Annotated in this window: 25 protein-coding genes; 10 read left to right on the forward strand and 15 right to left on the reverse strand. The window is 65.9% G+C overall.

Translation table 11 applies throughout. The features are described from left to right. The first annotated feature begins 1 nt into the window (after nucleotide 1). Both cobS and cobT read left to right on the forward strand, forming a co-directional pair. Entirely contained in the window at nucleotides 2-769 is a 768-nt protein-coding gene (cobS, locus tag ACT2BZ_RS21585) for an adenosylcobinamide-GDP ribazoletransferase (RefSeq protein WP_457937639.1), read from the forward strand. 23 nt (nucleotides 770-792) lie between these two features. Then, entirely contained in the window at nucleotides 793-1,803 is a 1,011-nt protein-coding gene (gene cobT / locus ACT2BZ_RS21590) for a nicotinate-nucleotide--dimethylbenzimidazole phosphoribosyltransferase (RefSeq protein ID WP_457937640.1), read from the forward strand. A 1-nt stretch (nucleotide 1,804) separates the two neighbouring features. On the opposite strand, the gene dhaK is transcribed toward cobT, so the two are convergent. From dhaK to ACT2BZ_RS21650, 12 genes are all read right to left on the reverse strand, one after another. Beyond that, a complete protein-coding gene (gene dhaK, locus ACT2BZ_RS21595; RefSeq protein WP_457937642.1) occupies nucleotides 1,805-2,791 on the reverse strand; it encodes a dihydroxyacetone kinase subunit DhaK in 987 nt (328 codons plus the stop codon). Between the two features lie 24 nt (nucleotides 2,792-2,815). Next, complete coding sequence (locus ACT2BZ_RS21600) at nucleotides 2,816-3,226, reverse strand: hypothetical protein (protein ID WP_457937643.1); 411 nt, start codon at nucleotides 3,224-3,226, stop codon at nucleotides 2,816-2,818. A 2-nt stretch (nucleotides 3,227-3,228) separates the two neighbouring features. Then, nucleotides 3,229-4,815 carry a phosphoenolpyruvate--protein phosphotransferase gene (gene ptsP / locus ACT2BZ_RS21605; protein ID WP_457937645.1) on the reverse strand — a complete coding sequence of 529 codons (1,587 nt, stop codon included), beginning with the start codon at nucleotides 4,813-4,815 and terminating at the stop codon, nucleotides 3,229-3,231. Next, entirely contained in the window at nucleotides 4,799-5,101 is a 303-nt protein-coding gene (locus ACT2BZ_RS21610) for an HPr family phosphocarrier protein (RefSeq protein ID WP_457937647.1), read from the reverse strand. Before ACT2BZ_RS21610 ends, ptsP begins: the two co-directional genes overlap by 17 nt. Nucleotides 5,102-5,187: 86 nt before the next feature. Beyond that, nucleotides 5,188-5,577: a dihydroxyacetone kinase phosphoryl donor subunit DhaM gene (gene dhaM / locus ACT2BZ_RS21615; protein WP_457937649.1), complete on the reverse strand. Its 390-nt coding sequence runs from the start codon at nucleotides 5,575-5,577 to the stop codon at nucleotides 5,188-5,190. Beyond that, complete coding sequence (dhaL, locus tag ACT2BZ_RS21620; RefSeq protein WP_457941406.1) at nucleotides 5,574-6,176, reverse strand: dihydroxyacetone kinase subunit DhaL; 603 nt, start codon at nucleotides 6,174-6,176, stop codon at nucleotides 5,574-5,576. The genes dhaM and dhaL overlap by 4 nt, the downstream gene beginning before the upstream one ends. Before the next feature lie 8 nt (nucleotides 6,177-6,184). Continuing rightward, the gene (locus ACT2BZ_RS21625) at nucleotides 6,185-7,201 is read right to left on the reverse strand and encodes an ABC transporter ATP-binding protein (RefSeq protein WP_457937651.1); all 1,017 of its coding nucleotides are present in this window, start codon (nucleotides 7,199-7,201) and stop codon (nucleotides 6,185-6,187) included. Continuing rightward, nucleotides 7,194-8,294, reverse strand: coding sequence for an ABC transporter ATP-binding protein (locus tag ACT2BZ_RS21630; protein WP_457937652.1), 1,101 nt, complete (start codon nucleotides 8,292-8,294; stop codon nucleotides 7,194-7,196). The genes ACT2BZ_RS21625 and ACT2BZ_RS21630 overlap by 8 nt, the downstream gene beginning before the upstream one ends. Before the next feature lie 4 nt (nucleotides 8,295-8,298). Continuing rightward, a complete protein-coding gene (locus tag ACT2BZ_RS21635) occupies nucleotides 8,299-8,505 on the reverse strand; it encodes a hypothetical protein (RefSeq protein WP_457937653.1) in 207 nt (68 codons plus the stop codon). Continuing rightward, on the reverse strand, nucleotides 8,502-9,449 hold the full coding sequence (locus ACT2BZ_RS21640) for a carbohydrate ABC transporter permease (protein ID WP_457937655.1): 948 nt from the start codon (nucleotides 9,447-9,449) through the stop codon (nucleotides 8,502-8,504). The genes ACT2BZ_RS21635 and ACT2BZ_RS21640 overlap by 4 nt, the downstream gene beginning before the upstream one ends. Further along, nucleotides 9,446-10,312 (reverse strand): carbohydrate ABC transporter permease, encoded by an 867-nt coding sequence (locus ACT2BZ_RS21645; RefSeq protein WP_457941407.1) that lies wholly within the window; start codon nucleotides 10,310-10,312, stop codon nucleotides 9,446-9,448. Before ACT2BZ_RS21645 ends, ACT2BZ_RS21640 begins: the two co-directional genes overlap by 4 nt. Before the next feature lie 245 nt (nucleotides 10,313-10,557). Then, nucleotides 10,558-11,889 carry an ABC transporter substrate-binding protein gene (locus tag ACT2BZ_RS21650; protein WP_457937656.1) on the reverse strand — a complete coding sequence of 444 codons (1,332 nt, stop codon included), beginning with the start codon at nucleotides 11,887-11,889 and terminating at the stop codon, nucleotides 10,558-10,560. A 641-nt stretch (nucleotides 11,890-12,530) separates the two neighbouring features. Here ACT2BZ_RS21650 and ACT2BZ_RS21655 point away from each other — a divergent pair. From ACT2BZ_RS21655 to ACT2BZ_RS21670, 4 genes are all read left to right on the forward strand, one after another. Further along, entirely contained in the window at nucleotides 12,531-13,517 is a 987-nt protein-coding gene (locus tag ACT2BZ_RS21655; protein ID WP_457941408.1) for a Bug family tripartite tricarboxylate transporter substrate binding protein, read from the forward strand. A 75-nt stretch (nucleotides 13,518-13,592) separates the two neighbouring features. Further along, nucleotides 13,593-14,024 (forward strand): tripartite tricarboxylate transporter TctB family protein, encoded by a 432-nt coding sequence (locus tag ACT2BZ_RS21660; protein ID WP_457937657.1) that lies wholly within the window; start codon nucleotides 13,593-13,595, stop codon nucleotides 14,022-14,024. A gap of 12 nt (nucleotides 14,025-14,036) precedes the next feature. After that, nucleotides 14,037-15,578, forward strand: coding sequence for a tripartite tricarboxylate transporter permease (locus ACT2BZ_RS21665; RefSeq protein ID WP_457937658.1), 1,542 nt, complete (start codon nucleotides 14,037-14,039; stop codon nucleotides 15,576-15,578). 53 nt (nucleotides 15,579-15,631) lie between these two features. After that, nucleotides 15,632-17,068, forward strand: coding sequence for an SNF2-related protein (locus ACT2BZ_RS21670; RefSeq protein WP_457937660.1), 1,437 nt, complete (start codon nucleotides 15,632-15,634; stop codon nucleotides 17,066-17,068). A gap of 19 nt (nucleotides 17,069-17,087) precedes the next feature. Here ACT2BZ_RS21670 and ACT2BZ_RS21675 read toward each other — a convergent pair whose 3' ends face one another. The 3 genes from ACT2BZ_RS21675 to ACT2BZ_RS21685 form a co-directional block, all read right to left on the reverse strand. Continuing rightward, nucleotides 17,088-17,255: a hypothetical protein gene (locus tag ACT2BZ_RS21675; protein WP_457937661.1), complete on the reverse strand. Its 168-nt coding sequence runs from the start codon at nucleotides 17,253-17,255 to the stop codon at nucleotides 17,088-17,090. Between the two features lie 89 nt (nucleotides 17,256-17,344). Continuing rightward, nucleotides 17,345-18,274, reverse strand: a complete 930-nt coding sequence (locus ACT2BZ_RS21680; RefSeq protein ID WP_457941409.1) for a glutaminase — start codon at nucleotides 18,272-18,274, stop codon at nucleotides 17,345-17,347. A gap of 5 nt (nucleotides 18,275-18,279) precedes the next feature. Next, nucleotides 18,280-19,380: a pyridoxal phosphate-dependent aminotransferase gene (locus ACT2BZ_RS21685; protein WP_457941410.1), complete on the reverse strand. Its 1,101-nt coding sequence runs from the start codon at nucleotides 19,378-19,380 to the stop codon at nucleotides 18,280-18,282. 191 nt (nucleotides 19,381-19,571) lie between these two features. Between ACT2BZ_RS21685 and ACT2BZ_RS21690 the strand changes: the two genes are divergently transcribed. The 4 genes from ACT2BZ_RS21690 (at nucleotide 19,572) to accB (ending at nucleotide 22,891) form a co-directional block, all read left to right on the forward strand. Next, nucleotides 19,572-20,954, forward strand: coding sequence for a M48 family metalloprotease (locus ACT2BZ_RS21690; protein WP_457937663.1), 1,383 nt, complete (start codon nucleotides 19,572-19,574; stop codon nucleotides 20,952-20,954). A 64-nt stretch (nucleotides 20,955-21,018) separates the two neighbouring features. Continuing rightward, entirely contained in the window at nucleotides 21,019-21,828 is an 810-nt protein-coding gene (locus ACT2BZ_RS21695) for a DsbA family protein (RefSeq protein ID WP_457937664.1), read from the forward strand. A 132-nt stretch (nucleotides 21,829-21,960) separates the two neighbouring features. Then, nucleotides 21,961-22,395 carry a type II 3-dehydroquinate dehydratase gene (gene aroQ, locus ACT2BZ_RS21700; protein ID WP_457937666.1) on the forward strand — a complete coding sequence of 145 codons (435 nt, stop codon included), beginning with the start codon at nucleotides 21,961-21,963 and terminating at the stop codon, nucleotides 22,393-22,395. A gap of 28 nt (nucleotides 22,396-22,423) precedes the next feature. Then, nucleotides 22,424-22,891: an acetyl-CoA carboxylase biotin carboxyl carrier protein gene (gene accB, locus ACT2BZ_RS21705; protein WP_457937668.1), complete on the forward strand. Its 468-nt coding sequence runs from the start codon at nucleotides 22,424-22,426 to the stop codon at nucleotides 22,889-22,891. Nucleotides 22,892-22,909 lie beyond the last annotated feature (18 nt).

Consider the following 22,909-nt stretch of genomic DNA (forward strand, 5'->3'; position numbering starts at 1 on the left):
CATGACGCTGCCGCCGCTTCGCCAGCTCATGCAGGACATGGCGCTTGCCCTCGTCTTCTTCACGCGGCTGCCGCTGCCGCAATTCGATTTCGGCACCCGCACGCTGGCGCAGGCGATCTGGGCGGCGCCGCTCGCCGGGCTGGCAGTCGCGTTGATATCGGGCGTCGTGTTTGCGGTTGCCGGCATGGCCGGGCTGGCACCAAATGTCGGGGCGGCACTGGCGCTCGCCGCCGCCATGCTCGCCACCGGCTGCCTGCACGAGGACGGCCTGTCCGACGTCGCCGACGGATTCGGCGGCGGCAAGACGGCCGAACGAAAGCTCGAGATCATGCGCGACAGCCGCATCGGCGCCTATGGCGCCACGGCGCTGGTCATGTCGGTGCTGATCCGCTGGAGCGCGCTGTCGGAGATCGGCAGCTCCGATTTCGCCTTCTCCGCCCTCGTCGCCGCCCATGTCGGCTCGCGCGCGCTGATGCCGGCGCTGATGCACCTGACGCCGCCGGCGCGCAGCGACGGACTGGCCGCCGGTGCCGGCGGCGTGTCTCAGGAAGCGGCGATGGCGGCGGCGGCAATCGGCGCTGTCGCCCTGCTCTTCTGCCTCGGTCTCTCCGGCGCGCTTGTCGCCACCCTCCTGCTTGCCATGATCTTCTCGCTCTTCCGGCTCGCCTGCCTCGACCAGATCGGCGGCCACACCGGCGATACGGCCGGCGCCCTGCAGCAGGCCGGCGAAATCGCCATTCTCGTCACCGCTTCCGCCATTTTATCCTGACTCGTTTTCGGAGATTCTTCCCCATGGCCTTCAAATCCTTCGATGAACTGCGCGCCGCCTGCCAGAACCTGCAACAAGGCAGCGACAGCGCTGCGGCGACCGTCGCGCGCCGCCAGGATACGCTGACCAAGCCGCAGGGCAGCCTCGGCAAGCTCGAGACGATCGCCGCCTGGCTGGCCCGCTGGCAGGGCCGCGACATGCCGAAACTCGATCACGTGCAGGTCGTCGTCTTCGCCGGCTCGCATGGCGTCACCGCGCAGGGCGTCTCTGCCTTTCCGGCCGAGGTGACGCACCAGATGGTGGCGAACTTCTCGGCCGGCGGCGCGGCGATCAACCAGCTGGCACGCGCGGCGGGTGCCGAACTCTCCGTGGTGCCGCTGGAGGTGGAGCGCCCGACCGGTGATTTCACGCAGGAAGTGGCCATGGACGAGGCCGACTTCCTCGCCGCCGTGTCGGCCGGCTACGATGCCGTTGGCAAGGACACCGACCTGATCTGCTTCGGCGAGATGGGCATCGGCAACACCACGACGGCGGCGGCGCTTGCCGCAGCCCTGTTCGGCGGCGATACGGCAGGCTGGGTGGGGCGCGGCACCGGCGTCGACGACGAAGGCCTTAAGCGCAAGGTGACGGCCATCGACAAGGGCCTGGCGCGCCACAAGGACGCGCTCGGCGACCCGCTGAAGATTGCCGCTGCACTTGGCGGGCGCGAGCTTGCGGCGATCATGGGCGCGACGCTCGCCGCCCGTCATCAGAATGTGCCGGTGCTGCTCGACGGTTTTGTCTGCACCGCGGCGATGGCGCCGCTGCAAAAGCTTGACCCGACCGGTCTGGACCACGTGCTGGCCGCCCATGTCTCGGCCGAGGCCGGGCATCGGAACCTGTTGAAGGCGCTGGACCTCGCGCCGCTGTTCGATCTCGGCATGCGGCTTGGCGAAGGCTCCGGCGCCGCCCTCGCCATCAACATCGTCCGCGCCGCGCTCGAATGCCACGCCGGCATGGCAAGCTTTGAAGAGGCAGGTGTGTCAGAGGGGTAGTCTACATCCCCCACCGCAACGCCGCCGTGTGCACAGGCGCGTCCCAGAGTTTTTCCATCTCGGCGTCGAGCATGGTCAGCGTGATCGAGCAACCGGCCATGTCGAGGGAGGTGACGTAGGAGCCGACCAGCGAGCGGGCGACCGTGATGCCGTGCGCCTCGATGAATTTGCGCGCGCTGTTGTACATCAAATAGAGCTCGACTGCGGGCGTCGCACCAAAGCCGTTGATGAACAGCAGCGCCCTGCCCTCGGCGGCGCTGCCGAGGTCGCCGACGATTGCCGTGCAGATTTCCTCGGCGATCGCATCGGCCGGCTCGAGCTTGGCGCGGCGGCGGCCGGGCTCGCCGTGAATGCCGACGCCGAACTCCATCTCGTCTTCGGCGATCTCGAAATTCGGCTTGCCGGCGGCGGGCACCGTGCAGCTGGTGAGCGCCACGCCCATCGAGCGCGTCGCCTTGTTGACGCGGTCGCCGAGCGCCTTGAGGTCGGCGAGGTCCATGCCGGCCTCGGCCGCAGCGCCGACGATCTTTTCGACCACCAGCGTGCCGGCAACGCCGCGCCGCCCGGTGGTGTAGAGCGAGTCCTCGACCGCCACGTCGTCATTGGTGATGACGCTGAGCGTGCCGTCGGCCATTTCGGCGGCCATCTCGAAGTTCATCACGTCGCCCTCGTAGTTCTTGACGATGAACAGCACCCCGGCGCCGGTGTTGACGGCCTCGGCCGCCTCCAGCATCTGGTCGGGCGTCGGCGAGGTAAAAATCTGGCCGGGACAGGCGGCGTCGAGCATGCCGTGTCCGACAAGCCCGCCATGCAGCGGCTCGTGGCCCGAGCCGCCGCCCGAGATCAAAGCCACCTTGCCCTGCTTGAGTTCCTTGCGCTGGATGAACTTGTGGCCGCCGCCAAGCGCCAGGATGTCGGCGTGCGCGGCGGCAAAGCCGTCGAGGCTCTCGGTCAGCACGTCGTCGACGGCGTTGATGAATTTTTTCATGGAAATATCCTCCCGAGGCGATGGCTAGCTGCTTTTGCCGGTAATGCTGGTGATGCGCTGGATGAACTCGTTGACGGCGCGGTCGAGCGCGGCGTTCTGCTTGTCGTCGCCGAGATCCGGCACGGTGAGCGACAGGTGCCTTGTCTTGCGCATGCCCCCTGCTGCCGGAGTCTTGCCGGGATGCGCCACGTGGTAGGCGGCGAGGAACTGGTCGCGCTCCGCGGTGCTGAAATGGCAGACCGAAAAGATCTGCGGAAGATGCTTGGACGGGATCGCCATCGTGTAGGACGGGCTGCAGATCTGCGTCACGAAACTGCGATGTTTTCCCAGCGCATCGGCCAGCCGCTGCCGCATGCCCGACGGCCGCTGGTCGATCACCGCCGACAGGATGGTCTTGTAGGCGCGGATCGCCGCATCATTGTCGGACTCCGCCATGGCTAGACAGCCACCTCGGCGATGGCGGCCTTGGCCATCGCCAGTTGCGCCGGCGCGACCGAGAGGTCGCGGAGACCGGCTGCCAGCAACGCCGGGATCGCCGCCGGGTCGCCGCCCGCATCGCCGCAAAGGCTGACCGAAATGCCGTTGGCCTGGCCGAAGGTCGCCACCTCGCCGATGAGCCTCAGCACCGCCGGGTTGTGCACGGAGTTCAACGCCGCCACAGTGCCGTTGTCGCGCGCCGCCGCCATTACGTATTGCGTCAGGTCGTTCGAGCCGATGGAGAAGAAGGCGACCTCGGCGAAAAGCTCAGGCGCGATCGCTACCGACGGCACTTCCACCATGATGCCGAGCGGCGGCATCATGTGCGCCACCCCGGCAGCGGCGAGTGCCGCCGCCTCTTCCACGAACAGCGCGCGGGCGCGGGCATATTCCTCCGGCACCGCGATCATCGGGAACATCACCTTGAGCGTGCCATGCATGCCGGCGCGCAGCAGGGCCCGCACCTGCACCCGGAAGACATCGGGCCGCGCCAGCGACAGGCGAATGCCGCGCAAGCCGAGGAAGGGGTTGGTTTCCTCGACCGTATAGCCCGGCACGGGCTTGTCGCCACCGGCGTCCGCCGTGCGGATCGTCACCGGCTTGCCGCCGGCCCATTCCAGCACCCTGCGGTAGGCCGCGTATTGCGTTTCCTCGTCGGGAAGCACCTTGCCGAACAGGAATTCCGTGCGCATCAGGCCGACGCCGTCGCAGGTCGCAATGTCGATGCGCTCGACGTCGGACGGATCGGCGACATTGACCTGCACCCTGACCGGCACGCCGGACTTCGTCGCCGCCGGCCGGCCGAGGAAATCGCCGGCCTTCTCGCGGCGCGCCGCATAGGCCTCTGCAGCCGTCCTGAAACGCCGACGCTCGGCATCGGTCGGCGCAAAGACGATGCCGCCATGCTCGGCGTCGAGCAGCGCCTCGCCAGAAACCCCGTTTGCCGCTGGTCCCAGCCCGACCACCATCGGCACGCCGCGGGCGCGCGCCAGCATGGCGACATGGCTCGCAGAGCTGCCGGATTTCAGCGCGATGCCGCCGCCGGCGGACCAGTCAGTCTGCAAGAAGCGCGTCGGCGCGATGTCGTCGCCATGCAGGATGGCGCCGGCCGGAACGGAAGCGCCGCCTTCGGACACCAGCGCGCGAAACACCTGGTCGCGAATGTCGCGTATGTCGGCAGCGCGGGCGCGGAAATATTCTTCGTCGGAGGTCTCGTAGCCGGTGATTTCGGCGTCGAGTGCGCTGGTCCAGGCAGCATCGGCGGGCAGACCCGTTTCGATCGCCGCGAAGGCCGGACGTGTCAGCGCGTCGTCCTCGATCATCGCAAGCTGGAATTCGAGAATCTCGCCCGCCTCGCCCTCGGCGGCGGCGATCAGATCAGCCAGGCTTGCGCTGGCAGCGGCAATGGCGTCTTCGAGCGCGGCCTTCTCGGCCGCGGGAGAACCCTTGGCCGCATAGGCGCCGAGCGGCCGGTCGAGGTCGAACACCGGACCCGCAGCATAGCCCGGCGAGGCGGCAATGCCTTTCAGTTCAAGCGGTCCGGGCATGCACCCCGTCCTCGTCGAAATCGCGCTCGACAAGGGCTTTCAGCGCGGCGACTGCCTCGGCGGCGCCCTCTCCTTCGCCACGCAGATAGAGCGTCGTGCCCTTCGGCGCCTTGGCGGCCATCACTTTGACGATGCTCTTGGCGTCGAACCACGGGCCCTCGGCGGCGAGCGCCATCTCGACCCTGGCGGCGAATGTCTTGGCGAGCTTGGTGAACTTCACCGACGGACGCGCATGCAGGCCCACGTCGTGGGTGATCAGGACCGTCGCTTCCGCAGATGTCGTCATTCTCGCTTCCAATCTCCGGGCCATTCGGCCCGGCCTTTCAATCCGTTCCCGCCTGCGCCCCGATACCGAGGCCATGCGGTCTTGTCCTAGGCCGGCGACAGTTCCTGCGCCGTTGCCACCACCTGTTTGAGCGTCGCGCCGCCAGATGCCTCGGTGGCGGCCATCACCGCCCCCTCGACCACCGGCGCGTTGCAGATCACTATCCTGCCCGAGCGCGGCTCACCGATCATCTCGATCGCCATCTCGCTGTTGGTCTCCGCACCGCCGAGATCAACGAGGATCGCCACGCCCGCATCCGACCAAGCTTCCTCGATGGCATCCATGATCGCGCCGACCTGCGTGCCGAGCCCGCCTTCGGCGTTGCCGCCGCACCAGGCAAGCGGCACCTCTTCGCCGACCATCTGGCGTACCATGTCGGCGGTTCCCTCGGCCACCAGCGGCGAGTGCGACACGATGACGATGCCTACGTTGCTCATGCATTTCCCCCAAGCGCTTCAGCCACGCTGCGCAGCAGCAGCGCCGAGGAGCGCGCGCCGGCATCCATGTGCCCAATCGAACGGTCGCCGAGAAACGAGGCGCGTCCGCGCGTCGCCTTCATCGGCACGGTAGCCTCCGCCGCCTTGTCGGCCGCGGCTGCGATATCGGCGGCCGTGGAACCCGCCGCCAGCGCCTGCGCCACGGGGTAGAGCACGTCGAGCATCGTCTTTTGCCCGGCCTGCGATTTTCCCCGCGCCGCCACCGCATCGACCGCCTTGGCAAAGGCGGCGTTGAGTTCGGCCCTCCCCGGCTCGGCCGGCAGTTCCTTGCCGAGCGCCATGAAGAAGGTGCCGAACAGCGGGCCGGACGCCCCGCCGACCGTCATCACCAGCTTGGTGCCGATGGCCTTCAGCGCGTCGGGCAGCGGCTTGGCGGCGATTGCAGCCGCGTCGGCGCGCACGCCCTCCAGGCCGCGCCTCATGTTCAGCCCGTGGTCGCCATCGCCGATTGCCTGATCGAGCGCCGTCAGTTCGTCGGCATGCGCCGCGATCGTGTCGGCGCAGGCTGAAATCAAAGTGCTGAGGTCCAGTTGCTGCATGTCCGTCATTATCCCGAAATCCTGTTGCCGGCGCCGTCGAAGAACAGCGGCGCGCGGTAGCGCACGGTGACCGCATCGCCCTTGCGGAACGGCGTGTCGGTATCGGTCAGCGTGATCAGCTTGCGGTCCTTCACGGTGAGATGAAGGTGGTTCTGGTCGCCGAGATGCTCGACCCAGTCGATCGTCCCGTCGCCATGGCCGTTGGCCGATTTCTCGATGGTCAGATGCTCGGTGCGCGCCCCGATCGTCTTGGTGCCGGTCGGTACCGCCGCGTCGGGCAGCAGGCCGACGGGGATCAGGTTGATCGCCGGCTGGCCGAGGCGCGCCGCGACATGCAGGTTGGCGGGCTCCATGTAGATCGCCCGCGGCGACCCGATCTGCACCAGCACGCCCTCGGCCAGGATGCCGATGCGGTCGGCCATGGTCATCGCCTCGATCTGGTCGTGCGTGACGTAGAGAACGGTCGAGCCGAGTTCGGCCTGGATGCGCTTCAGTTCGAGCCTGAGCTCGGCGCGCAGCTTGGCGTCGAGCGAGGACAACGGCTCGTCCATCAGGTAGATCGCCGGCTTGCGGACCAGTGCGCGGCCAATGGCGACGCGCTGCATCTCGCCGCCGGACAGTTTCGTCGAGCGGTTGTCGAGCTTGTGGTGGATGCGCACCATCCTGGCTACTTCCTCGACGCGCCTGCGGATCTGGTCATCGGGCATGCGGCGCGCCGGGGAGCGCAGCGGAAAGGCGAGGTTTTCGTAGACGCTGAGATGCGGGTAGAGCGAATATTGCTGGAACACGAAGGCGACGTCGCGCTCGGCCGGCTCCAGCCTGGTGGCGTCGTGCCCGCCGATCTCGATGGTGCCGCTATCCGGCTTTTCGAGGCCGGCGACGAGCCTGAGCGTCGTCGTCTTGCCCGCACCCGTCGGCCCGAGCAGCACGACGAATTCGCCATCCGCGATCTTGAGGTCGAGATTGGCGACGGCCTGGTGGTCGTCGAACGCCTTGCTGACGCCGTTCAAGAATACATCAGCCATGCTGCTGGCCCCCGTCATGGATGGAGGAGCGCACGACGCGGCCCGAGGCCTTGTCGAAGATCGACAGCCGCGCGCCGTTGAGCGCCAGACCGACCGGCTCGCCCATCGCAAGCCGCATGTCGGCCGGCACGCGCGCCTTGATCATGCCGTCGGCGGTCTCGACCGCCACGATCTGCGTGGTGCCGAGATATTCGGTGCCATAGACCGAGCCGCGCAGCTTGGAATTCTCGTCGAAGCGTATGTGCTCGGGCCTGATGCCGAGCGCCATTTCGGCGGGCGCCATGTCCTCGCGGATTTCGGGCACCTCGACACCGGCGCCCTGCACGGTGACTTCGCGCGCGCCCCTGGCCAGTCCGCTCTTGAACGACAGAAAGTTCATCGGCGGCGAACCGATGAAGTCGGCGACGAACATCGAGGCCGGACGGTCGTAGATTTCCTGCGGCGTGCCGAACTGCTCGATCAACCCGTTGCTCATCACGGCGATCTTGTCGGCCATCGACATGGCCTCCATCTGGTCGTGCGTGACATAGACCGTGGTGGCGTGGATGCGGTTATGCAGCTCGCGCAGCTCGTGCACCATCAGGTCGCGGAACTCGGTGTCGAGCGTTCCCAGCGGCTCGTCCATCAAGAAGCATTTCGGCCGCCTGACGATGGCACGTCCGAGCGCGACGCGCTGGCGGTCGCCGCCGGCGAGCCCCGACACCGGCTTGTCGAGAAGATGGTCGATGCGCAGGAGTTTCGCCGTCTCCTCGACGCGCTCCTTGATCTCGGCACGCGGCATGCCCTGCGCCAAAAGCGGGAAGCCGATGTTCTTGCGCACATTCATGTGCGGATAGAGCGCAAAGAGCTGGAACACGAAGGCGATGTCGCGTTCGCGGGCGCGCCGCATCGAGACGTCCTCGCCGTCGAGCAGGATCTGGCCGGAGGTCGGCAGTTCCAGCCCGGCGATCATTCGAAGCGTCGTCGTCTTGCCGCAGCCCGACGGCCCGAGCATGACGAAGAACTCGCCATCCTCGACGGTGAAGGTGGAGTTCTGGACCGCGACGAACGATCCGAATTCCTTTCTGAGATTTTCGACCCTGATCTCTGCCATCGCCCTACTCCGGAAACTTCGAGACGATGATGAACATGACCGTGCCGACCAGCATGGTGATGAAGGAGTAGGTGTAGAGCACCAGGGCAAAAGGCTGGAACAGCATCAAGAATCCAAGTCCGATCAGCGCGATGGCGATGTTCTCGAGCAGGCCGCGGCGCAGGAAGACCGGCCAGTTCGACTTGCGTTTGACGATGGGCTGGTTGCTCATTTGCGCACCGCCCCGAACGTGATGCCGCGCAGCAGCTGCTTCCTGAGCAGGATGGTGAAGACCAGGATCGGCACCAGGAACACCGTCGTTCCGGCGGCCACCGCCGGCCAGTCCTGACCGCCCTCGCCGATGATGGTCGGGATGAAGGGAGGTGCCGTCTGCGCCGTGCCGGAGGTCAAGAGCGAGGCGAAGGCGTATTCGTTCCAGGCGAAGATCAGGCAGAATATCGCCGTCGCGGCAATGCCGGTGGTGGCCTGCGGCAGCACGACCTTGAAGAAGGACTGCATGCGCGTGTAGCCGTCGATCATCGCCGCTTCCTCGTATTCGCGCGGTATCTCGTCGATGAAGCCTTTCAGCAGCCACACCGCCAGCGAGACGTTGACCGCGGTGTAGAGCAGGATCATGCCAAGCGCGGTGTCGGACAGGCCGAGTTCGCGGTACATCAGGTAGATGGGGATCGCGACGGCGATCGGCGGCATCATGCGCGTCGACAGGATGAAGAACAGGAGGTCGTCGGCGAGCGGCACCTTGAAGCGCGAAAAGCCGTAGGCCGCCAGCGTGCCGAGAAACACCGCGCAGAAGGTCGAGCCGAAGGCGATGATCAGCGAATTGACGAAGCGCGGCAGGAAGTTGGACTGGCCGGCGATCACCATGTTGCGCTTGCGCGTTGTCTCGTCGCAGAAGGTCTCCGCAGGCGGCAGCGAGGCGATGTACTCGGCGGTCTGCCGCGTGCGCGTGGTGAACAGGTTGCAATAGCCCTCGATCGACGGCGTGAAGATCACCTTCGGCGGGTAGGAGATCGAGTCCGGCGGGGTCTTGAAGCTCGTGGCGAGAATCCAGAAGAGCGGGATCATCGACACGAGCGCATAGACCACCACAACGGATCCGGCGATGCGCCTGGAAACCTTGCTCGGCTCAACGACTGAGTGGGCCGTGGCGCTCATCGGTTCTTCACCTTGTTCAGCACTTTGACGTAGATGTTGGCGAGCCCGAAGACCGCGACGAAGAGGATGATGGCGAAGGCGGAAGAATAGCCGGTTCGCCACTTCTCGAAGGCTTCGCGTTTCAGCGTGATCGAGGCGACCTCGGTGGTCGAGCCCGGTCCGCCGCCGGTCAACAGGTTGACCATGTCGAACATCTTGAAGTTCTCGATGCCGCGAAACAGCACCGCCAGCATGATGAAGGGCAGCGCCATCGGCAGCGTGATCGACCAGAACTGCCGCCAGGGCGAGGCACGGTCGACCTCGGCCGCTTCATAGATGTAGTCGGGAATGGAGCGCAGCCCGGCCAGGCAGATCAGCATGACGTAGGGCGTCCACATCCAGGTATCGACGATGATGATCGACCACGGCGCCAGCGAAACGTTGGACAGCATCTCGATCTCGGTCGGCGGAATGCCGGTGAAGAAGGAGATGATGTAGGTGAAGAGGCCGATCTGCGGCTGGTAGAGGAAGCGCCAGAAATTGCCGACCACGGCCGGCGACAGCATCATCGGCACAAGAATGACGGTCGTCCAGAAGGCGTGGCCGCGGAACTTGCGGTCGATGAGATAGGCCAGCGTGAAGCCGATCAGCGTCTGCAGCGCGATCGTCCAGAAGACGAAGTGAGCGGTCGCCTGCATGGCGATCCAGGTGTCGGCATCGCTGAGGATGCGCGAGTAGTTCTGCAGGCCGATATTCTTGATATCGGCGTTCGGCCGGTTGGCGCGGTAATTGGTGAAGGAGAGCTGGATCGCCCAGATCAGCGGGAAGATGTTGATCGCCAGGAGCAGCAGGATCGTCGGCGCGATGAAGATCCACGCGACCATCCTGTCGGAGAGGCCGCGGACCTTCTTGGCCAGAGGCTCCGGCGTCGCGTGCGCCGCGGCAGTTGCCGCCCGGTCGAGTATCGATGAGTTGGTATCGGTCACGAGGGGCTTTCCGCTGGGCATGTCAGACATTGTTCGAGGTTCCGTCCCGCGTCGATATTACACGACGCGGGGCGGGCTTGGGAGGCGCGGGCCTGTCAGGCGCGCCGGTTCCCGGAAGGTGGTCCACCCTCCGGGATAGGCCGTCACATCTTGCCGTCGTCCTCGAACACTTCGGTCCAGTCGGCGACGAGCGAGTCGAGCGCTTCCTTGGCCGTACCCTGGCCGGCGACGACATAGTCGTGGAAGCGCTTCTGCGATGCCTGCAGCAGCGAGGCGTAGCTCGGCTCGGCCCAGAAATCCTTCACGATGGCCATCGAGTCGAGGAAGGTCTTGGCGTAGGGCTGGCTGGCCTCGAAGGTCGGGTCTTCGACCACCGACTTCAGGCAAGAGAAGCCGCCGAGCGACCACCACTTCTTCTGCACGTCTGTGGTGGCGAACCACTTGATGTACTGCAGCGCGGCGTCCTGCTTGTCGGAGTAGGCCACCACCGAGATGCCCTGGCCGCCAAGCTGTGCGAACTTATCACCGTCGGGACCCGCCGGGTTGGCGAAGAAGCCGACCTTGTCGCCGCCCACCGCCTCGTCCTTGTGCAGGCCGGGCCATGTGAAGGCGAAGTTCATGTGCATCGCCACCTGGCCGGATTTGAAGGCGTCGATGCCCTCGCCCATGTAGCTGTTGGATGCGCCTGGAGGCGTGCAGCAATCGTAGAGCGACTTGTAGAATTCGAGGCCGGCTACCGACTTGTCGGAATTGACGAAGCCTTCCATTTCGTAGGGCTTGTCCGGGTTCTCGTACTTGAAGCCGTAGGAATAGAGCACGTCCATGACGCCCATCGTGACGCCTTCGGAGCCACGCTCGGTATAGATCGACGCGCCATAGACGGTCTTGCCGTCGATCTCGCGCTTCTGGAAGAACTCGGCGATTTCCTTGAGCTCGGCAAAGGTCGCCGGCGGCGCGAGGTCACGGCCGTACTTTTCCTTGAACTCCGCCTGAATTTCCGGCTTCTCGAACCAGTCCTTGCGGTAGGTCCAGCCGACGACGTCGCCAAAGGCCGGCAGCGACCAGTAATTCGGCGTGTTCTTCGGCCACTCCGAATAGCCGACGACCGTTGCGTCGACGAAGTCGCTCATCTTGATTCCTTCCTTGTCGAAGAAATCGTTGAGCTTGACGTAGTGGCCGTTCTCGGCCGAGCCGCCGATCCACTGGCTATCGCCGATGATCAGGTCGCACAGCTTGCCCTTGGAGTTCAACTCGTTGAGGAAGCGGTCCGCATAGTTGGTCCAAGGCACGAATTCGAACTTCATGCCAATGCCGGTTTCGGTGGTAAAATCCTTCGACAGTTCGACCAGCGCGTTGGCCGGATCCCAGGCGGCCCAGCACAGCGTCAGGTCTTCGGCCTGCGCAACGCTGGTAATGGCCGTCGACGCGAACAGCGTCGATGCCAGCCCGATCGTCATCTTGGTCAGTGATTTCATGCCTACCTCCCATTTGCGAAACACGCCCCGATGGCGGCTTCAAAATAATTCGACCCCGCTCCTCCGGGGCACCAAACAATGCCGGCGCGCAGCCGTCGATTTGTTTAGTAACTTGTTTAGTGATGCAAAAATTACTAAACAACGCAAGGCCAATTTTTGCTGCAATGCAGCGCAAGCGCATTCGCAAAACCATCCCGCTTTAGACAGCATCCATGACATTTCTCGCGGTTTGTGGCGCAGATTCAACGAAATTTGCCGAAGTTGACGCCATGCTGCACTGCAACCTCTGCCGGTTCCGAAACCGGCGGATAAGGGCTCACAGCCGGATTCTTACTAAACAATCCGATGCTCCCTGCCTTGGCTCGGGGCGCCCGGGTCGGCCACTCGGCTCCACCCGCCCCCCTTCGCGCGGCCAGCCAGCTGCCACCCCTCCATGCCCTTCTCCCGGCAAGCCATCCCACCGGGGCCAACAGTGCCGACCGAACCGTCCCGCGCCCGGCTGCAATACGGCGCGGTTGCCAGAAGGATTCCGGGCGTATTCAATGCTGATTCAGGCAGGGAGCCCGACATCCATCTCGGCGGGGCGCCGCTGGCCGTTGCCGACTGAGAAAAACAAGAAACCAATGGAGGAAACCACAATGATGTTCACCCCACGCAGACTGGCCTTCGCCGCTGCATTGCTGTTGGCGACGCCCTTTGCAGGCAGCGCGCAGGCATTCGAGCCCGAGGCCACCGAATGCATCGCTCCGGCAAACCCGGGCGGCGGCTGGGACTTCACCTGCCGGCAGGTCGGCAAGGCCATGCAGGACCTGAAGCTTGTCGAAGGCACCGTACAGGTAACCAACATGGCCGGCGGTGGCGGCGGCGTTGCCTATGCCGAGGTCATCAACAAGCGCAATGACGACAACGGTCTGATCATCGCCGCCTCGTCCGCCACCTCGACGCGCCTTGCCCAGGGCGCCTTCCCCGGCAACACCATGGACCAGGTGCGCTGGGTCGCCTCGGTCGGCGCCGACTACGGCGTCATCGCGGTCGCCAAGGATTCCCCGATCAACACGCTTCCCGAGCTGATGGAGAAGATCAAGGCCGACCCGACCTCGGTGTCGGTTGCGGGTGGTTCGGCGGTCGGTGGCTGGGATCACCTGAAGGTGCTTATCGCCGCCCGGAAGGCCGGCATCGACGATGTCCGCCAGATCAAGTACGTGGCCTTCGATGGCGGCGGCGAGGCTGTCACGCAGTTGCTGGCCGGTTCCGTCCAGGCATTCACCGGCGATGCCTCCGAGGCCAAGGGCTTCGTCGATTCCGGTGACATCAAGGTGATCGCCGTCCTGGCACCCGAACGCATGCCCGGCGACTTCGCCAACTTCCCGACCGCCAGGGAACAGGGCATCGACGCCGTCGGCGCCAACTGGCGCGGCTTCTATGCGCCGGGCGGCATGTCCGAAGACGCCTACACCTTCTGGGTCGACACCATCGGCAAGGTCTACGATTCCGAGGAATGGAAGGGCATCATGGCCGCCAACGGCCTTGCACCGCTCGATCTTCGTGGTGAGGAGTTCCAGAAGTTCGTCGCCGAAAACGTCCAGGAAATCCAGGACCTGTCCAAGGAAATCGGCATCCTCCAGTAGGTCGCTTACTTCGCCATCGGCCCGCGCGCACAGGCTGCGCGGGCCGTCTACCGCGCCGTCTTGGGAGGGATTGCGATGAGTGACCGCATTTTGGGCGGCATATGCGTGGCGCTCGCCGCGTTCTACATCTGGGGTGCGACCCAGATCCAGCTGAGCTTCATCTCCGACCCGGTCGGACCGCGCACATTTCCGATCATCATCGCCGTGCTGGTCGGGCTTTCCGGCCTCGCCATCATGCTGCGCCCCGACCCCGAGCCGGAATGGCCGGCCATGGGCCGTTTTCTCGAGATCGCGGCCGCGGTGGTCGTGCTCGTCGCCTATGCCCAGGTGCTGCCCGAGCTCGGTTTCGTGATCTCCACCGCCTTCGCTGCCGCCTTCCTGTCATGGCGGCTCGGCGCCGGGCCGATCCAGGCGACCATCGCCGGCATCCTCATCGCGGTCGGCATCTATGTCGTCTTCCACCTGATCCTCGGCCTGTCGCTGGCCCGCGGACCCTTCGGCTTCTGAGGAGTGTGATCCATGGACGTGTTCTCCTCGCTCGGTGACGGATTTCTCATCGCCTTCACGCTGCAGAATCTCGGCCTTGCCCTGGTCGGCTGCTTCCTCGGCACCATCATCGGCGCACTGCCCGGACTGGGGCCGTCGAACGGCGTCGCCATCCTCATCCCGCTGGCCTTCACGCTCGGCCTGCCTGCCACCCCGGCGCTGATCCTGCTCACCTCGGTCTATTACGGCGCCATGTATGGCGGCCGCATCTCGTCGATCCTGCTCAACATCCCCGGTGACGAGCCGGCCATGATGACGACGCTGGACGGCTTCCCCATGGCCAAGAAGGGCCAGGCCGGCGAGGCGCTCGCCATTTCCGGCATCGCCTCCTTCGTCGGCTCCTTCTTCGCGACCTGGGGCCTGGTCTTCCTCGCGCCGCAGCTCGTCAAGGTCGCGCTGCTGTTCGGCCCCGGCGAGTATTTCGCGCTCTTCGCGCTGGCCTTCGCGACGCTTGGCGGCATGGCCAGCCGCAACCAGGCCAAGGCGGCGCTTGCTGCCGGTCTCGGGCTTGGCATCGCCATGATCGGCGTCGACGGGCAGACCGGCGTGCCGCGCTTCGCCTTCGGCGAGGTGCATCTCTATGACGGCATCGATTTCCTTGTCGCCATCGTTGGCCTCTTCGCGCTGTCGGAGGTCTTCCTCTTCATCGAAAGGCGCGGCACGCCCGAGGCCAGCGATGCGGCCGGCAAGGTCAAGATCGGCCGCATCACGCCGCCGATCGCCATGCTGAACCGCACCTGGTGGGCGATGGCGCGCGGCACCGTGGTCGGCTTCGTTGCTGGCGTGCTGCCGGGCGCCGGCGCCTCGCTCGGCTCGTTCATGGCCTATGCGCTGGAAAAGAAGGTCAGCGATAAGGACGGCACCTTCGGCAAGGGCGACCCGCGCGGCGTGGCCGCACCCGAAGCCGGCAACAACGCCTCGGCCGGCGGCGCGCTTGTGCCGATGCTGGCGCTGGGCGTGCCGGGCTCCGGCACCACCGCGGTGCTGCTGGCCATGCTGCTGGCACTCAACATCACGCCAGGGCCCCTGCTCTTCACCAAGAACCCCGATGTCGTCTGGGGCCTGATCGCCGCGCTCTTCATCGGCAATGTCATGCTGCTCCTGATGAACATCCCGCTGGTCGGCCTGTTCGTTCGCGTGCTTCTGGTGCCGACCAAATACCTGATGCCGGCCGTCGCCATGATCTCCTTCGTCGGCATCTACGGCATTTCGGGCTCGACCTTCGACCTGATGGTGATGATCCTCTTCGGCGTCGTCGGCTGGGCCCTGCGCAAGCTCGACGTGCCGCTCGTTCCCGTCATCCTGGGCGTGCTCCTCGGCAACCAGATGGAGGTCAATCTCAGGCGCGAGATGACGATCGCCAACGGCGAGTGGCTGGCGCTGTTCGATTCCTGGCTGTCCATCGGCCTGTGGACCTTCGCGATTGTCGGCTTCCTGCTGCCAATCGTGATCGGCAGGAGGGCCCGTTTCCGGCCCGCGCGCAGCACGGCGACAGAAGGCATCGATCCGGACTGACGGCGCATCCGCGCTGCTTGCGGGACATGCCGCCCACCCGCTACGGTGGGCGGGTGAAATTTCCCGAATCCGAACGTGATGGCCCCGACTTCGTGCCACGCCCGCATCAGGTCGCGGCGCGCGATGCGATTATCGCTGCGCGCCGGGCCGGAAAGCCGGGATTCCTGCTCGGCGACCTGACCGGGCTGGGCAAGACGCTGTCGGCCTGGCTGGCGATTTCGGCCATGCCCGATACCGAAGTGCTGATCGTCTGCCCGAAGGGCGCCATCCCTCAATGGCGGCGCACCATCGCCCGCTCGCCCGACACCGGCAAATCGGTGACCCTGATGAACTTCGAGCGCACCAAGACGCTGATGGCGCCGCCGGCCGTCAGCACGAGGCGCTCGACGCGGGCAAAGAACAACGAGCTGGCGCGGCACGGCGCGCCGAAGCGCACATGGCCGCTGGTGGTGATCGACGAGGCGCACCGCATCCGCAACCCGAACTCGCAGCAGGGCATGGTCTGCCGGCAGGTGGCGGCAGCTGCCGATTTCACCACCTACATGAGCGCCACGGCCGGACAGGCGCCGCACGAACTCTCCTACCTCGCCAATCTGCTGGCGCATGCGACGGGCGATCCGGGTGGCGGCCTCGACGCCTTCCGCGTCCTGATGAAGCGGCTGAAGATCGGCCGCGCCAAAGGGCGCTGGAAGAACTGGTCCTGGGAGCCCAACGACGCCGACCGCAAGATGATGTCGGACCTGCTCTACAAGGGCAAGGACGCCATCGGACTGCGCCGCCGCCCCGAAGACATTGCCGGCTGGCCGGAGGTGCAGCGCGAGCTGGCCCCGATCGGGCTCGATGCGCCGTCGCGGCGCCTTTACGACGCCACCTGGCGCGAGTTCCGGCGCGAGTTGGGCCTGGCCGGCGGCTCGACCCGGAAACCCGCCGGCTGGGCGGCCGACCTGCGCTTTCGCCAGAAAGCCAGCCTGCTCAGAACCGCAGGTACCGCCGACTTCGCCGACGATCTTTTGCGCAACGGCCAGCAGGTTGCCCTCTCCGTCGCTTTCCTCGAAACAAGCACCATGCTGTTGGAAAAGCTCGCGGCGCGCGGCTGGCGCGTCGGTGAAATCAACGGCACGCAATCGGGCGACCGCAACGAGGCGGTCCGCCTCGCCTTCCAGTCCGGCGAACTGGACGCCGTCATCTTCACCGTCACCGAATCGATCTCCCTGCACGAGGGCGAACTCGCCGGCGGCGAACGCGAACGCTCGCTGGTCGTGCATGACATGCGCCACAGCGCCATCCAGCTGCAGCAGATCGAGGGGCGCTGCCACCGCGACGGCAAGCGCGCGGTGATCTACTACGCCTACGCCGAGGACACGGTCGAGGAAAGGATCGCGGGCACGGTGGTCGGCCGCATGGCCTCGATGGAGGGCATGGCCGGCGACGACACCATGCTGCTCGACCAGATCGCCTCGGAGGTAGAGGCTTCGATCGGCAACGCCTGAGGCCTGTTGAAGCCCCCCGTCAGTTGACGATCGGCTGGCGGTAGCCGACGCGCGGGCAAAGGCCGTTGTCCACGGCATGGTAGCCGCAGGGCGGGCCATAGACGACGCCGCTGTCCGGCGGCGAGGCCGACTGGCAGCCGGCAAGCGGAACTCCGGCGAGCGCCAGGACGATCAGAAGATACCGCATCGCAATCTCCAGTTTGTGGCTCCGTGCCTACCATGGCGCACGCCGGGGCGCCACATCCGCGCCCGCCGGCGTCGTGCCTTGCCGACAGCTCAGCTTGCGAAGACCGACCAGTTCATCGTCCGGGCGAGCCTTTCCAGAGCGATCGAGCCGAGCTTGGAATTGCCGTTCTCGTTGAGCCCCGGCGACCAGACGGCAAGCGATGCGACGCCCGGCACGATCCCCATGATGCCGCCGCCGACGCCGCTCTTGCCCGGGATGCCGACCCGGAAGGCGAAGTCGCCCGAGCCGTCGTAGTGGCCGCAGGTCAGCATCAGCGCGTTGATGCGCCGCGCGCGCTGCGTCGAGACGACCGAGTGGCCGGTCAATGGGTTGCGGCCGTCGAAGGCGAGGAAGCGCGCCGCCTGCGCCAGCTGGCGGCAGGTCATGGCGATGGCGCAATGGTGGAAATAGACGCCCAGCGCCAGCTCCGCCTCGTGGTGCAGGTTGCCGAAGGAGCGCATGTAATTCGCGAGCGCCATGTTGCGAAAACCCGTCGCCCGCTCGGACGCCGCCACCTCGCGGTCGATGAAGACGCTGTCGTCATCGGCAAGGAACTGGATGAAGCGCAATATCTCGCCGATCGCCTCGCGCGGCTGGTGGCCGGCGAGCAGCACGTCCGAAACGACGATCGCGCCGGCATTGATGAACGGGTTGCGCGGAATGCCGTGCTCCATCTCGAGCTGCACGATGGAATTGAACGGGTTGCCGGACGGCTCGCGCCCGACCCGCTTCCACAGCGCGTCGCCGATCTTGCCGAGCGCCAGCGTCAGCGTGAACACTTTCGAGACGCTCTGGATCGAGAAGGCCTCGTCGGCGTCGCCGGCTGAGAGCACCTGACCGTCGGCCAGCGCCACGGCGATGCCGAACTTGCCGGCGTCGATCGTGCCGAGCTGCGGAATGTAGCTGGCGACAGCGCCGCGGTCGGTGCGCTCGGCCATCTCTGCCGCGAGCTCGCGCAACACGCCGTCGAGCTCGGCCATGCCCGCTACTTCAGCCAATTGCCGATCCTCTCGAGCGCCAGCTTCATGTCGTCATGGCTGCCGGCATAGGAAAACCGCATCGTGCGGTGGCCGGCCAGCGGATCGAAGTCGCGCCCCGGGGTCGCCGCCACATGCGCCTCGGCAAGCATGCGACGGGCGAATTCCATGCTGTCATTGGTCAGCTTCGACACGTCGCAATAGGCGTAGAAGGCGCCGTCCATCGGGGCGGCGAGCGTGAATCCGAGCGCCGGCAGCCGCTCCATCAGGAGTCCGCGGTTGAGCGCATAACGCGCCTTCACCGCCTCCAGCTCCGCCGTCGCGCCGAAGGCCTCGACCGCCGCGACCTGCGACAGTTCGGGCGCCGAGATGTAGAGGCTCTGCGCGATGCGCTCGACCGGCCGCACCAGCTTTTCGGGCAACACCATCCAGCCGATCCGCCAGCCGGTCATGCAGTAGTATTTCGAGAACGAGTTGATCACCGTCACGTCGCCGTCGATGCCAAGCGCGGTGACGTCGGCGCCCGCATAGGTCAGCCGGTGGTAGATCTCGTCGGAGATCACCGCGATGCCGAGCTCCCGCGCCGTCTCGATCAGGGCCCTGAGTTCCGTCTCCGGCACCACGGCGCCGGTCGGGTTGGCGGGACTGGCAAACAGCACGCCCTTCAGCGGCTTTTGCGCGTGCGCGTCGCGCAGGTGCCCGGCATGCAGGTAAGCATCGCCGGCAAGCTCGATCTCCACCACCTCGAGGCCGAGCGCGGCCATGATGTTGCGGTAGGCCGGGTAGCCGGGCGACGAGATCGCCACCCGGTCGCCGGGGTCGAACATCGCCAGGAAGGCCAGGTTGAAGGCCGCCGAAGAGCCGGTCGTGACGGCGATTCGCGAGGCCGGCACGCCAAGCCCGTAATGATGGAAGTAGTGTAGCGAGATGGCGCGGCGCAATTCGGCGATGCCGAGCGTGTCCGTGTAGCCGATCCTGCCCGCCGAGAGCGCCTGTCGGGCGGCCTCGCGCACCGCCTCCGGCGCCGGGTCGGACGGTTGGCCGACCGCCATCGAGATCACCGGGTGGCCCTGTGCCTTGAGGGCATTCGCCTCGGCCAAGATGTCCATCGCATGGAATGGCTCGATATTGCTGCGTCTGGAAATCGCTATGGCCAAATCAGTCCCCTCGCTTCCCGCGCCGCGGGTCTTGCGCCGCACAAATGCCCGAATGATGTGGGGATCACAAGTTCATGAACTTCCTGATGCCGCCTTTCCATCGCCTGTTTGCTCGTTTACCTGTGATTTCCACCATGCCAACCATGACCAGACCCCTTTCCGGCCACTTCCGCTCCGCGGCAACGCTGCTGCTCGCGCTGTTCGTCCTCTCGTCGACGGTCGTGCGTTCCTATGCCCAGAATATCCCCGTCGTGCGCGACGCGGAGATCGAGGCGCTGGTCGCCGATTACGCGCGTCCGATCTTCAAGGCCGCCGGCCTGTCGAAGTCGGGCATCGACATCATCCTGGTCAATGACGCGAGCTTCAACGCCTTCGTGGCGGGGCGACGCATGTTCATCAACACCGGCGCGCTGCTGCAGGCCGAGACGCCGAACGAGATCATCGGCGTCATCGCGCACGAGGCCGGGCACATCGCCGGCGGCCACCAGGACCGGCTGCGCCAGCAACTGGCGCGCGCCCAGACCATGACGGTCATTGCCACGCTTCTCGGCGTCGGTGCGGTTGTCGGCGGCGCGGCGGCCAACCAGAGCGGCCTCGCCCAGGCCGGCGCCGGCATCGCCGCCGGCGGTTCGGAGTTTGCCCGCCGCGGCCTGCTCGGCTACCAGCGCTCGGAAGAATCGACCGCCGACCGCTCGGCGATTTCCTATCTGGAGGCCACCGGCCAGTCGGCCAAGGGCATGCTGGCGACCTTCGGCCGCTTCCAGAATGCCCTGTCGCTGTCGGGCGCGCGCGTCGACCCCTACCAGGTCAGCCACCCGATGCCGCGCGACCGCATCGCCAACCTCGAACAGCTGGCCAAGAAGAGCCCCTACTACGACCGCAAGGACCCCGAGGCCCTGCAGCTGCGCCACGACATGATGCGCGCCAAGATCGCCGTCTACATGAAGGGCCAGGCCGCCGCCTCGCGGCTGTTCCGCAACGCGCCCAAGGGCCTTGCAGCGAAATATGGCGACGCCCAGGCGACCTTCCTGTTCGGCAACCCGAAGGCAGCGCTGAAGAAGGCCGACGCGCTGCTCGAGGCGCAGCCCAACAACCCCTATTTCCACGAGCTGCGCGGCGACATCCTGTTACGCGGCAACCGCCCCGCCGAAGCCGCGCAGGCCTATGCGCGCGCCGTGAAGCTCGATCCGGCCAAGTCCGGCATCCTGCCGATCGCCTACGGCCAGGCGCTTATAGCAACCGGCAAGCCGGACGAGCTCAAGCAGGCAGTCAGCGAGATCAAGCGCGGTCTCGGCCGCGACAAGGAGAACTTCAACGGCTACGCCTACCTGTCGCAGGCTTACAACCAGCTCGGCCAGGTCGCCGACGCCGAACTGGCAACGGCCGAAGGCTATTATTACAGCGGCAACTACCAGCAGGCGAAGATCTTCGCCATGCGCGCGCAGCAGAAGATGAAGCGCGGCTCCCCCGCCTGGGTGCGGGCGCAGGACATCGTCAACTACAAGGCGCCGAAGAAAAAGAACTGAACCTTTTCGGCGCGCATCGCGACACAGGGTCGACAATGCTGAAGGACATGAGGACGGAAACGAGATGAACAGGGCAATCTATTTGGGCGCGGCCGGTACGGTCGCCGCAGTCGCAATGCTGGCCGTCGGCTTCGGCGCCGGTCGGCCGCAGATCGCAAGCGCCAATGCGGCGCAGCAGCAGGTCGCAACGGCGGACGTCGACCGCTCCCAGATCGAGCTGATCATCCGCGACTATCTCGTCAACAATCCCGAGGTGCTGCTGGACATGCAGCAGGCACTCGAGGCCAAGCAGGCCGAAGAGCAGCGCGTCGCCCATCTGGAGGTCATCAAGGACGCCAAGCAGCAGATCTTCAATGCGTCCTACGATGGCTATGTCGGCAACCCCGACGGCAAGACCACCATCGTCGAGTTCTATGATTACAATTGCGGCTACTGCAAGCGTGCGCAGGAAGACATGCTCGCCCTCACCGAGGCCGACCCCGACCTGCGCTTCGTACTCAAGGAATTCCCCATTCTCGGGCCCGATTCCCAGAAGGCCAGCATCGTTTCGATGGCCGTCCGCACGCTGATGCCCGAGAAGCACGGAGAATTCCACAACCTGCTGATCGGCGCCCCCGGCCGCGCCAGCGAGGCGGCAGCCATCAAGATCGCACTGCAGCTCGGCGTCGACGAGGCAAAGCTGCGCGAGGAAATGAAGAACCCCGCCATCACCGAGGCCTTCTCCGAGACCTACGATCTCGCCAACAAGCTGCAGATCACCGGCACGCCCTCCTACGTCGTCGGCAACGAGGTCGTCTTCGGCGCACTTGGCAAGGAAGTCCTGGGCGAGAAGATCGCTGCGGCCCGCGCCTGCATGGCCGACGCCACCTGCTGACCGCGACATCCGCGACCCTGGCCGGCCTGTGGACAGAAAAAGAAGGCGCTTGCGCTCTTTTCGCAGCCGGTTAAGCCCACTATAGAGGTCGCGGCGCGCCGGAACTTGCCGGCGCGGGAAAAGGTGCACTTCTTGAAGACGGTATTCGTTCTGAACGGCCCCAACCTCAACATGCTCGGCAAGCGCGAGCCGGGCATCTATGGAACCGGGACGCTTGACGACATCGCAGCCAGCTGCCGCGCGGCCGCCGAGCCGCTTGGCCTGGAGGTCGACTTCCGGCAATCGAACCACGAAGGCGATCTCGTCAGCTGGATTCAGGAAGCGGGCGGGAAGGCCTTGGGCGTCGTGCTCAATGCCGGCGCCTACACCCACACCTCGATCGCCATTCACGACGCCATCCGCGCCAGTGCGCCCATGCCGGTCGTGGAGGTGCATCTCTCCAATATCCATGCGCGCGAGGAATTCCGCCATAAATCAATGGTCGCTCCCCATGCACTCGGCATGATCTGCGGCTTCGGCCCTCTCGGCTACACGTTCGCCCTGCAGGCGCTCGCTGCGCGGATCTGACGAACCGGACAATGAAAAAGGCGTTGAAATGACAACAAAGAAGACCGGCATTGACCAGCAGATGATCCGCGATCTCGCAGGGATCCTGAACGACACCAACCTGACCGAGATCGAGGTCGAGCTCGGCGACATGAAGGTTCGCGTCTCGCGCCAGTCGCAGGCAGTGCACGCCGTGGCCGCACCCGCGCCCTATGCGCCGCCGCCGGCCCCCTCGGCAGCCGCCGCGCCCGTCGCCGCTGCCGCAGCAGCCGCCGAGGTTTCCAAGAACGCCGTTTCCTCGCCGATGGTCGGCACCGCCTACATATCGCCCTCGCCCGATTCCAAGCCGTTCATCGAGGTCGGCCAGACCGTCAAGGAGGGCCAGACCCTGCTCATCATCGAAGCGATGAAGACCATGAACCAGATCCCGTCGCCACGTGCCGGCACGGTCAAGGCGATTCTGTTCGAGGATGCTCAGCCGGTCGAGTACGGCATGCCTCTCGTCGTGATCGAATAGCGCCGGGATAGCCAGCGC

Source organism: Mesorhizobium sp. 10J20-29 (assembly GCF_054130485.1).

Excerpts from the sequence above, each read along its gene's own strand:
- cobS (WP_457937639.1), top strand. The coding sequence starts at position 2 with ATGACGCTGCCGCCGCTTCGCCAGCTCATGCAGGACATGGCGCTTGCC.
- cobT (WP_457937640.1), top strand. The coding sequence starts at position 793 with ATGGCCTTCAAATCCTTCGATGAACTGCGCGCCGCCTGCCAGAACCTG.
- dhaK (WP_457937642.1), bottom strand. The coding sequence starts at position 2,791 with ATGAAAAAATTCATCAACGCCGTCGACGACGTGCTGACCGAGAGCCTC.
- ACT2BZ_RS21600 (WP_457937643.1), bottom strand. The coding sequence starts at position 3,226 with ATGGCGGAGTCCGACAATGATGCGGCGATCCGCGCCTACAAGACCATC.
- ptsP (WP_457937645.1), bottom strand. The coding sequence starts at position 4,815 with ATGCCCGGACCGCTTGAACTGAAAGGCATTGCCGCCTCGCCGGGCTAT.
- ACT2BZ_RS21610 (WP_457937647.1), bottom strand. The coding sequence starts at position 5,101 with ATGACGACATCTGCGGAAGCGACGGTCCTGATCACCCACGACGTGGGC.
- dhaM (WP_457937649.1), bottom strand. The coding sequence starts at position 5,577 with ATGAGCAACGTAGGCATCGTCATCGTGTCGCACTCGCCGCTGGTGGCC.
- dhaL (WP_457941406.1), bottom strand. The coding sequence starts at position 6,176 with ATGCAGCAACTGGACCTCAGCACTTTGATTTCAGCCTGCGCCGACACG.
- ACT2BZ_RS21625 (WP_457937651.1), bottom strand. The coding sequence starts at position 7,201 with ATGGCTGATGTATTCTTGAACGGCGTCAGCAAGGCGTTCGACGACCAC.
- ACT2BZ_RS21630 (WP_457937652.1), bottom strand. The coding sequence starts at position 8,294 with ATGGCAGAGATCAGGGTCGAAAATCTCAGAAAGGAATTCGGATCGTTC.
- ACT2BZ_RS21635 (WP_457937653.1), bottom strand. The coding sequence starts at position 8,505 with ATGAGCAACCAGCCCATCGTCAAACGCAAGTCGAACTGGCCGGTCTTC.
- ACT2BZ_RS21640 (WP_457937655.1), bottom strand. The coding sequence starts at position 9,449 with ATGAGCGCCACGGCCCACTCAGTCGTTGAGCCGAGCAAGGTTTCCAGG.
- ACT2BZ_RS21645 (WP_457941407.1), bottom strand. The coding sequence starts at position 10,312 with ATGGTCGCGTGGATCTTCATCGCGCCGACGATCCTGCTGCTCCTGGCG.
- ACT2BZ_RS21650 (WP_457937656.1), bottom strand. The coding sequence starts at position 11,889 with ATGAAATCACTGACCAAGATGACGATCGGGCTGGCATCGACGCTGTTC.
- ACT2BZ_RS21655 (WP_457941408.1), top strand. The coding sequence starts at position 12,531 with ATGTTCACCCCACGCAGACTGGCCTTCGCCGCTGCATTGCTGTTGGCG.
- ACT2BZ_RS21660 (WP_457937657.1), top strand. The coding sequence starts at position 13,593 with ATGAGTGACCGCATTTTGGGCGGCATATGCGTGGCGCTCGCCGCGTTC.
- ACT2BZ_RS21665 (WP_457937658.1), top strand. The coding sequence starts at position 14,037 with ATGGACGTGTTCTCCTCGCTCGGTGACGGATTTCTCATCGCCTTCACG.
- ACT2BZ_RS21675 (WP_457937661.1), bottom strand. The coding sequence starts at position 17,255 with ATGCGGTATCTTCTGATCGTCCTGGCGCTCGCCGGAGTTCCGCTTGCC.
- ACT2BZ_RS21680 (WP_457941409.1), bottom strand. The coding sequence starts at position 18,274 with ATGGCCGAGCTCGACGGCGTGTTGCGCGAGCTCGCGGCAGAGATGGCC.
- ACT2BZ_RS21685 (WP_457941410.1), bottom strand. The coding sequence starts at position 19,380 with ATGGACATCTTGGCCGAGGCGAATGCCCTCAAGGCACAGGGCCACCCG.
- ACT2BZ_RS21690 (WP_457937663.1), top strand. The coding sequence starts at position 19,572 with ATGACCAGACCCCTTTCCGGCCACTTCCGCTCCGCGGCAACGCTGCTG.
- ACT2BZ_RS21695 (WP_457937664.1), top strand. The coding sequence starts at position 21,019 with ATGAACAGGGCAATCTATTTGGGCGCGGCCGGTACGGTCGCCGCAGTC.
- accB (WP_457937668.1), top strand. The coding sequence starts at position 22,424 with ATGACAACAAAGAAGACCGGCATTGACCAGCAGATGATCCGCGATCTC.